Source organism: Lentzea miocenica (assembly GCF_033949945.1).
Classification (GTDB): Bacteria; Actinomycetota; Actinomycetes; order Mycobacteriales; family Pseudonocardiaceae; genus Lentzea; species Lentzea miocenica.
Genome location: NZ_JAXAVW010000007.1, coordinates 31,082 through 39,901 on the forward strand (window position 1 = coordinate 31,082; position 8,820 = coordinate 39,901).

6 protein-coding genes and 1 pseudogene are annotated in these 8,820 nt (G+C 67.2%); 5 read left to right on the forward strand and 2 right to left on the reverse strand.

Annotation, left to right across the window (positions count from 1 at the left end; all coding sequences use genetic code 11):
- Positions 1 to 49: 49 nt before the first annotated feature.
- The 3 genes and pseudogenes from SK803_RS10430 (at position 50) to SK803_RS10440 (ending at position 2,510) form a co-directional block, all read left to right on the forward strand.
- On the forward strand, positions 50 to 715 hold the full coding sequence (locus tag SK803_RS10430) for a thioesterase II family protein (RefSeq protein ID WP_319965643.1): 666 nt from the start codon (positions 50 to 52) through the stop codon (positions 713 to 715).
- A 73-nt stretch (positions 716 to 788) separates the two neighbouring features.
- On the forward strand, positions 789 to 1,826 hold the full coding sequence (locus SK803_RS10435; protein ID WP_319965644.1) for a GDP-mannose 4,6-dehydratase: 1,038 nt from the start codon (positions 789 to 791) through the stop codon (positions 1,824 to 1,826).
- Between the two features lie 41 nt (positions 1,827 to 1,867).
- Positions 1,868 to 2,510: pseudogene (locus tag SK803_RS10440) on the forward strand (maleylpyruvate isomerase N-terminal domain-containing protein).
- Here the strand turns inward: SK803_RS10440 and SK803_RS10445 are convergent.
- Positions 2,502 to 4,388 (reverse strand): ABC transporter ATP-binding protein, encoded by a 1,887-nt coding sequence (locus SK803_RS10445; protein WP_319965645.1) that lies wholly within the window; start codon positions 4,386 to 4,388, stop codon positions 2,502 to 2,504. The pseudogene SK803_RS10440 and the gene SK803_RS10445 sit on opposite strands and share 9 nt — an antisense overlap.
- A complete protein-coding gene (locus tag SK803_RS10450) occupies positions 4,385 to 6,112 on the reverse strand; it encodes an ABC transporter ATP-binding protein (protein ID WP_319965646.1) in 1,728 nt (575 codons plus the stop codon). Before SK803_RS10450 ends, SK803_RS10445 begins: the two co-directional genes overlap by 4 nt.
- A gap of 65 nt (positions 6,113 to 6,177) precedes the next feature.
- On the opposite strand from SK803_RS10450, the gene ccrA reads away from it, so the two are divergent.
- Positions 6,178 to 7,500: a crotonyl-CoA carboxylase/reductase gene (gene ccrA / locus SK803_RS10455; RefSeq protein ID WP_319965647.1), complete on the forward strand. Its 1,323-nt coding sequence runs from the start codon at positions 6,178 to 6,180 to the stop codon at positions 7,498 to 7,500.
- An 11-nt stretch (positions 7,501 to 7,511) separates the two neighbouring features.
- Entirely contained in the window at positions 7,512 to 8,726 is a 1,215-nt protein-coding gene (locus SK803_RS10460) for a cytochrome P450 (protein WP_319965648.1), read from the forward strand.
- Positions 8,727 to 8,820 lie beyond the last annotated feature (94 nt).

Consider the following 8,820-nt stretch of genomic DNA (forward strand, 5'->3'; position numbering starts at 1 on the left):
CCTGTGGCTCCGGCGATTCTCCGAGGCTCCTCCGGGAGCGCCTCGGCTCGTGTGCTTCCCGCACGCGGGCGGCGCGGCGAGCTGGTACCAGCCGTTCGCCCGGCACTTCGAGGGCCGCGCCGAGCTGGTCGCGGTCCAGTACCCCGGCCGCCAGGACCGGCGCGCCGAACCGCTCACCTACGACATCAGGTCGCTGGCTGACCAGATCGCACCTCTGCTGGCCCCGTTGTCCGAGGATCGCCCGCTGCACCTGTTCGGCCACAGCATGGGCGCGATGATCGCGTTCGAGGTGGCGCTCCGGAACGTTCCGGACCACCTGTTCGTCTCCGGCCGCCGCGCGCCGCACATCGTCCGTGACGACCGCGTGCACCAGAAGGACGACGCCGGTCTCATCGCGGAGGTCAGGAAACTCGCGGGCACGAACGCGCGGGTGTTCGACGACGAGGAGCTCGTGCGGATGGTGCTGCCGGCGTTCCGCGCCGACTACCGGGCCGCGGAGACCTACCGCTACCGGCCGGGCCCGGCACTGTCCTGCCCGCTGACGGCCCTGACCGGCGACGCCGATCCCAAAGCGAGCGTTGCCGAGGTCGAACAGTGGAGCGAACGCGGCACTGGTGTTTTCACACTGAGAGTGTTCTCCGGCGGGCATTTCTTTCTGAACGACAACAGAAGTGCGGTCGCCGCCGTTGTTTCCGGCGAAACCCCTAGTGCCTGAACCCCTAATTTTGCAAGGGATTCAGGACCGTCGGAGTTGCGGACCTTTGGTAAAGGTGATGAGAGGAAACGGGATGACCAGGCGCGCACTGATCACCGGGATCACCGGGCAGGACGGGTCCTACCTCGCGGAGCACCTGCTGAAACAGGGGTACGACGTGTGGGGACTCGTCAGGGGACAGGCGAACCCGCACAAGATGAGGGTCTCGCGGCTCATGTCGGAGCTGTCCTTCGTGGACGGTGACCTGATGGACCAGGCGTCGCTGGTGTCCGCTGTGGACCTGGTGCAGCCGGACGAGGTCTACAACCTCGGCGCCATCTCGTTCGTGCCGATGTCGTGGCAGCAGGCGGAGCTCGTGACCGAGGTCAACGCCATGGGCGTGCTGCGCGTGCTGGAGGCGATCCGCATCGTCTCCGGCCTGTCCAGCAGCCGCCACAACGGCGCCTCGGCCAAGAACATCCGCTTCTACCAGGCGTCGTCGTCGGAGATGTACGGCAAGGCCGCGGAGACCCCGCAGCGCGAGACCACGATCTTCCACCCCCGCAGCCCGTACGGCGTGGCGAAGGCGTACGGCCACTTCATCACCCGCAACTACCGCGAGTCGTTCGGCATGTACGCCGTCGGCGGCATCCTGTTCAACCACGAGTCGCCGCGCCGTGGCGCGGAGTTCGTGACCCGCAAGATCTCGCTCGGCGTCGCGAAGATCAAGCAGGGCTTCCAGGACAAGCTCGCCCTGGGCAACCTGGACGCGTTGCGCGACTGGGGCTTCGCGGGCGACTACGTGCGCGCGATGCACCTGATGCTCCAGCAGGAGGAGCCGGAGGACTACGTCGTCGGCACCGGCGAGATGCACTCGGTGCGCGACGCCGTGCGCCTGGCGTTCGAGCACGTCGGCCTCAACTGGGAGGACCACGTCTACATCGACCCGGTGCTGGTCCGCCCGGCCGAGGTCGAGATCCTCTGCGCCGACACCACCCGCGTGCGAGGTGAGCTCGGCTGGAAGCCCGAGGTCGACTTCTCGTCGCTGATGAAGATGATGGTGGAGGCCGACCTCAAGCACGTCGCCACCGAGCACCAGTACGGCGAACTGCTGGCCGCGGCCAGCTGGTAGAGCGATCTGCCCCGGATCCACAGCCGCTGTAGTTTGCGGCTGTGGATCTTTTTTCGCTTTCCCTGGGGGCACTTCTCACCACGGTGAGGGAGCTGACGGACGACGACTTCGCCCAGCCGTCCGGCTGTGAGGGCTGGCTGGTGCGGGACCTGGTGTGCCACCTCGTGATCGACGCGCAGGACGTGCTGATCACCCTGGTGACCACCGACCGCGGACGCCGTGACGCACGACGCCGTGACGTACTGGAAGGTCGCGCACGAGCCGTCTGACGACCCGCTGTCGGCGTTGACCGTCCGGCTGGCCGCCGCGTACGACGAGCCGTGGATGCTGAAGTTCCACGTCGACGACGTGGGCCAGGCCGCGTTGCGGGCCGCTCAGCTCGCCGATCCGCTGATCAAGGTCAGCACCCAGGACATGGTGCTGTGCACGTCCGGCTACCTCGGCGCGTACGTCTGGGAGTGGACGCTGCACCACCTCGACCTGGTCCTGCACCTGCCGCACGTCGCGGGCCCGCCCGCGGAGACGGTGGCGCGCTGCCGGCAGATGCTGGAGCAGATCGCCGGTGCCTTCCCGGCGTCGTGGCCGGACGAGGACGTGCTGCTGGTGGGTACGGGAAGGCGCGCCCCGACCGAAGCGGAGCGCGCCGAGCTGGGAGATCTCCCGATCCCGTACGTCCTAGGCTGAGTACAGCCGGGCGTAGAAACCCTGGGCCGCCATCAGTTCCTCGTGCGTGCCGCGTTCCACGACCGCGCCCCGGTCCATCACGACGATCAGGTCGGCGTTGCGGATGGTGGACAACCGGTGCGCGATGACGAAGCTCGTCCGCCCCGCGCGCAGCGACGTCATCGCCTGCTGAATCAGCACCTCGGTGCGGGTGTCGATCGACGACGTGGCCTCGTCCAGCAGCAGGATCGCCGGCTGGGCGAGGAAAGCGCGGGCCAGCGTGATCAGCTGCCGTTCCCCCGCGGACAGGCCGCCGTGCTCCTCGTCGAGCACGGTGTCGTAGCCGTCGGGCAGCGAGCGCACGAACCGGTCCACGCACATCGCCTGCGCCGCCTCGACGATCTCGTCGCGGGTCGCGCCGGGCCGTCCGTAGGCGATGTTCTCGGCGATCGTGCCCTCGAACAGCCAGGTGTCCTGCGAGACCAGCCCGATCGCGGACCGGAGTTCCTCGCGGGTCAGGTGGGTGATGTCCGTGCCGTCCAGCAGGATCCGGCCGCCGTCGAGCTCGTAGAACCGCAACAACAGGTTGCCCAGCGTCGTCTTGCCGGCACCGGTGGGCCCGACGATCGCGACGAGCTGGCCGGGGGAGGCCGTGAGCGACAGGTCGTCGATCAACGGCTTCTCCGGCGTGTAGCGGAAGGAGACGCGGGAGAACTCGACGTGGCCGCGCACCGGCGAGACAGTCGCGGGCCTGGCGGGCGCCGGCGACTGCTCAGGCTCGTCCAGCAGTTCGAACACCCGCTGCGCGGACGCGATGCCCGACTGGAGCTGACCGGAGAAGTTCGCGACGTCGATGATCGGCCGGGAGAACATGCCGGAGTACTGGATGAACGCCTGCACGTCACCGATCGACACACTGCCGCTGGCGACTCTAAGCGCACCGACGACGGCCACCAGCACGTAGTTGAGGTCGGTGATGAACCTGGTCGCCGGCCCGATCAGCCCGGAGATCGCCTGCGCGCTGAACGACGACCGGTACATCGTCCCGTTGCGCTCGGCGAACTCCCCGGCCGCCTGCTCCTGCCGGCCGAACGCGGTGATCAGCGCGTGCCCGCTGTACATCTCCTCGACGTGCGCGTTCAACGCACCCGTCGACTGCCACTGCTCGGCGAACTTCGGCATGGCGCGCTTGGAGATCCACGCCGCCAGCACCAGCGCGATCGGCACGCAGACCAGTACCAGCACCGCCAGTTCGACGGAGATCACCAGCATGATCGCCAGCACCCCGACGACGCTGATGACGCTCGTCAGCATCTGCCCGATCGACAGCTGCACGGTCCGCTGCAGGTTGTCGACGTCGTTGGAGACGCGGGACAGCACCTCGCCGCGCGGGTTGCGGTCGAAGTAGGACAACGGAAGCCTGGTCAGCTTCGCGTCGATCTCCTCGCGCAGCTTGTAAACGGCGTGCTGGACGATGTTCGTGACGACCCAGCCCTGCGCGAGCATCGACAGCGACCCGATCACGTACAGGCCGAGGATGATCATCAGCAGCTGGCCGAGCGCGGGGAAGTCGACGCCCTGGCCTGGCACGATGTTCACGGTGCTGATGACGTTGGCGAGCGTGTCCTTGCCCTCGTCCCGCAGCTGGGCCAGGATCTGCTCCTGGGTGGCGCCGGCGGGCAACGTGCGGCTGACCAGGCCGGTGAAGATCAGGTCGGTGGCGCGGCCGAGCAGGATCGGGCCGAGCAGGTTGAGGCCGATCGTCACGACGGCGAGCAACCCGATCACGACGAGCCTGCCCCGGTATGGCAGCAGCAACGCGAACAGTCGTTTCGTCGTACTGGGTTTCTTCTTCTCCGCGACCTCTGTGGACACTTCGGGATCGGCGAGCAGTGTCATCGGACGGCCCCTCCCACAGGCTGGGAGAGGGCGATCTCCCGGTAGGTCTGGTTGGTGGCGATCAGCTCGGCGTGCGTGCCGGAACCGACGACCTGGCCGTCCTCCAGCACGACGATCCGTGACACCGCCTCGACCGTGCTGATCCGCTGGGTGACCAGCAGGATCGTGGCGTCACCGAGTTCCTGTGCGAGCGCGTTGCGCAACCGGGCCTCGGTGCCGAGGTCGAGCGCGGAGAAGCAGTCGTCGAGCAGGTAGATCTCGGGCCTGCGCACCAACGTGCGGGCGATCGCGAGCCGTTGCCGCTGTCCACCTGAGACGTTCGAACCGCCCTGGGTGATCGGCGCGTCGAGCCCGATCGGCCGCACGAACTCGGCGGCCTGCGCGATCTCCAGCGCGTGCCACAGTTCGTCGTCGGTCGCGTCTTCTTTGCCGTAACGGAGGTTCGACGCGATCGTGCCGCTGAACAGATGTGCCTTCTGCGGCACGTATCCGATGACCTTGTGCAGTGCCAGCGGATCGAGGTCGCGGATGTCCACGCCGTTGATCCGCACCTGGCCGCCGGTGACGTCGTAGAGCCTGAGTGCCAGCGACAGCAGCGTTGACTTGCCGCTGCCCGTGCTGCCGAGGATCGCGACCGTTTCACCAGGCCTGGCCACCAGGCTGACGTCCCGCAGCACCGGCTTCTCGGCGCCGGGGTAGCCGAACGTGGCGCCGCGCAGCTCCAGGTTCCCGCGCGTGGCCATCTCCGTGACGGGCTTCGCCGGCTGCCTGATGCTGGACTCGGTTCGCAGCACCTCGTCCACGCGAGCCGCGGACACGGCGGCGCGCGGGGCCTCGGTGAAGACCAGCATCGCCATGATGATCGCGACGATGATCAGCGTGACGTAGGACAGCAGCGCGAGCAGTGCGCCGAGCTGCATGCTGCCGTCGTCGATGCGATGACCGGAGAACCAGATGATCGCGATCGTCAGCACGTTCATGATGGTCATGACCATCACCGGCAGCGTCGCCATGATCCGCCCGACCCGCAGCGTGGTGCCGTAGAGGTCGCGGTTGGTGGCGTCGAAGCGGCCGCGTTCGTGCGGGTCGCGAACGAACGCCCTGATCACCCGCACACCGGTGATCTGCTCGCGCAGCAGGTGGTTGATGCGGTCCAGGAACTTCTGCATGGCCTCGTAGAACGGCGAGAGCCGCTTCAGCATCAGCGTGAGACCGGTGATCACGATGATGACCAGTGCGATCAGGATCGTCGACACCGGCACGTCCTGCACGAGCGCCAACGCGACACCGCCGACGCACATGATGATCGCGGACACGGCGACGTCCGCGGTGGTCAGCACGATGCTCTGGACCTGCTGGACGTCGTTGACGGTCCTGGTGATCAGCGACGGCGCGCCGATCTGGTCGACCTCGCGCGCCGACAGGTTCATGACCTTGCCGAACACCTTCTGCCGCAGGTCCCGGCCGAGCCCGGACGACATGCGGGAGCTGAGCAGCATCGCGCCGCTCGCGGTGAGGATCTGCACGGCGGCCACCCCGAGCATGGTGAGCCCGGTGTTCCAGATGTAGCCGGCGTCGCCGAGGAGCACCCCGTTGTCGATGATCTGCGCGTTGAGCGTGGGCAGCAGCAGGGTCGCGGCGGTCTGGACCAGCTGGAGCACCACCAGGAGCACGAGTGTTCCCCGGTAGGACCGGAGGTGGTGGTTCAGGAATCTGACGAGCACACGGACCAGCAGACCTCAGTTTCTCGCGGAGATTCCCTAGCGTTCGCCCTCCTACCGTCTAGGGCATGAGCGAAATCCTCAGCGCCATCGAATCGGACGACGCGGTGGCGCAGGACTTCGAGGCGCTACCGGTGCCGGAGAGCTACCGCGCCGTGGTGGTCGAGGAGCGCGACGCGGACATGTTCGCGGGCCTTCCGAGCTGGGAGAAGGATCCGCGGCAGTCGCTGAAGGTCCGTGAGGTCGCGACACCGGAGCTGGCGCCCGGTGAGGCGTTGATCGCCGTGATGGCGTCCGCGATCAACTACAACACCGTGTGGACCTCGATCTTCGAGCCGGTGTCGACGTTCGGGTTCCTGCGGAAGCTCGGCGGGCGGCACCACCTGCCCTACCACGTCGTCGGTTCCGACCTCGCCGGTGTGGTGCTGCGCGTCGGACCTGGTGTGACGGTGTGGAAGCCGGGCGACCGCGTGGTCGCGCACTGTCTGGACGTGCCGTTGGAGCACCCGGACGGCCACAACGACACCATGCTGGACCCGCAACAGCGGATCTGGGGATTCGAGACGAACTTCGGCGGCCTGGCCGATCTCGCGCTGGTCAAGGCGAACCAGCTCATGCCGAAGCCCGAGCACCTGACGTGGGAGGAAGCCGCCTCGCCCGGTCTGGTCAACTCGACCGCCTACCGCCAGCTGGTGTCGGCCAACGGCGGCAACATGAAGCAGGGCGACACGGTCCTGATCTGGGGCGCTTCCGGCGGACTCGGTTCGTATGCCACGCAGTTCGCGTTGAACGGCGGCGCGACTCCTGTCTGTGTCGTGTCATCGCCGGACAAGGCCGAGATCTGCCGCTCGATGGGCGCGGAGCTGATCATCGACCGGTCCGCGGAGGGTTACCGGTTCTGGAAGGACGAGCACGAGCAGGATCCGCGTGAGTGGAAGCGGTTCGGTGCCCGTATTCGTGAGCTGACCGGCGGTGAGGACCCGGACATCGTGTTCGAGCATCCCGGCAGGGAGACGTTCGGTGCTTCGGTGTTCGTGGCGCGCAAGGGCGGCAAGATCGTCACCTGCGCGTCCACGTCCGGCTATCTGCACCAGTACGACAACCGCTACCTGTGGATGAACCTCAAGCACATCATCTCCTCGCACTTCGCCAACTACCGCGAGGCGTGGGAGGCGAACCGGTTGGTGGCCAAGGGAAAGATCCACCCGACCCTGTCCAGGGTGTACTCGCTCGACGAGACCGGGCAGGCCGCGCACGACGTTCACCGCAACGCCCACCAGGGCAAGGTCGGCGTGCTGTGCCTGGCGCCGTCCGAAGGGCTGGGAGTCCTCGACCACGAGCTACGAGACAGAAACATCGACGCGATCAACCGATTCCGCACCTCTGACTGAAGGTTCCCAAGATGACGGAAGAAGTAATCGCGCCGGCTTCGGCGTGCCCGTTCCCGTTCGCCCGCGACGCCCGGCACCCGCTGGACCTGCCACCGGAGTACGCCAGGCTGCGTGCCGACCGGCCGGTCCAGAAGGTGACGACACCGGCGGGCGACACGGCGTGGCTCGTGGCCCGCTATCACGACGTGCGTGCGCTTCTCGCTGACACGGAACGGTTCTCCGCCGAGGTGATGAACCCCGGCTATCCGCGGTACCTGTTCCCGGTGGACCCGCAGCCGGGTGCGTTCGTGACGGTCGATCCGCCGGACCACACCCGGTACCGGCGCATGATCATGTCGATGTTCACCAAGAAGAAGGCCGAGGAGGTCCGGCCCTCGGCGCAGAAACTGGTGGACGACCGGATCGACGCGATCCTGAAGCTGCCGCAGCCGGTCGACCTGGTCACGCACTTCGCCCGCCCGATCCCGCTGACCGTCGTGTGCGAGCTGCTCGGCGTCCCCTACAAGGACCGCCTGGCGTTCGGCCGCTGGATCAACACCCTGGTCGAAACCACTTCTTCGCAGGCCCACCGCAACGCGGCGGCGGGCGCACTCTTCGGCTACCTGACCAAACTGGTGGCGCGGAAGGAGAAGGAACCCACTGACGACGTGCTCGGCCGGTTGGTGACGAACCAGATGGCCGCGGGGGAGCTCAAACGCGAAGAGGCCGTCGTCATCGGCATGATGCTCCTGTCAGCCGGCTACGACACGACGGCGTCGTCGATCGCGCTCAGCATCCTGACCCTGCTGGAACATCCCGAGCAGCTCGTGAAGCTGCGCGAGAACCCGGACCTGATCGTCGGCGCAGTCGAAGAACTGCTGCGGCACCAGAACGTCATGCAGTGCGGCGTCGGCCGGGTGGCCAAAGTGGACCTGGAGATCGCCGGCCAGCAGATCAAGGCGGGGGAGGGCATCATCGCCCTGCTGTCCTCCGCCGACCGCGACGAGTCGGTCTACGCCGACGCCGACACGCTCGACATCACGCGGAAGGACTCGACGCCGCTGGCGTTCGGGCACGGCATTCACAGCTGCATCGCGAAGTTCCTGTCCCGCGTGGAACTCCAGGTCGCACTGCAGACGTTGATCACTCGCATCCCGACCCTCGCGCTGGCGAAACCCGCTGACGAACTGCGGTTCCGCGACGGCGCGATCGTCTACTCGCTGCGGGAGCTTCCTGTCGTCTGGTGACTGTTTTCCTTGTAGGGGCACCCTTCTCGTAGGGGTGCCCCTATTTGTGTCTAGGGGTATGCCAGGCGCTCGGACGCGAGGATTCCTGACAGGT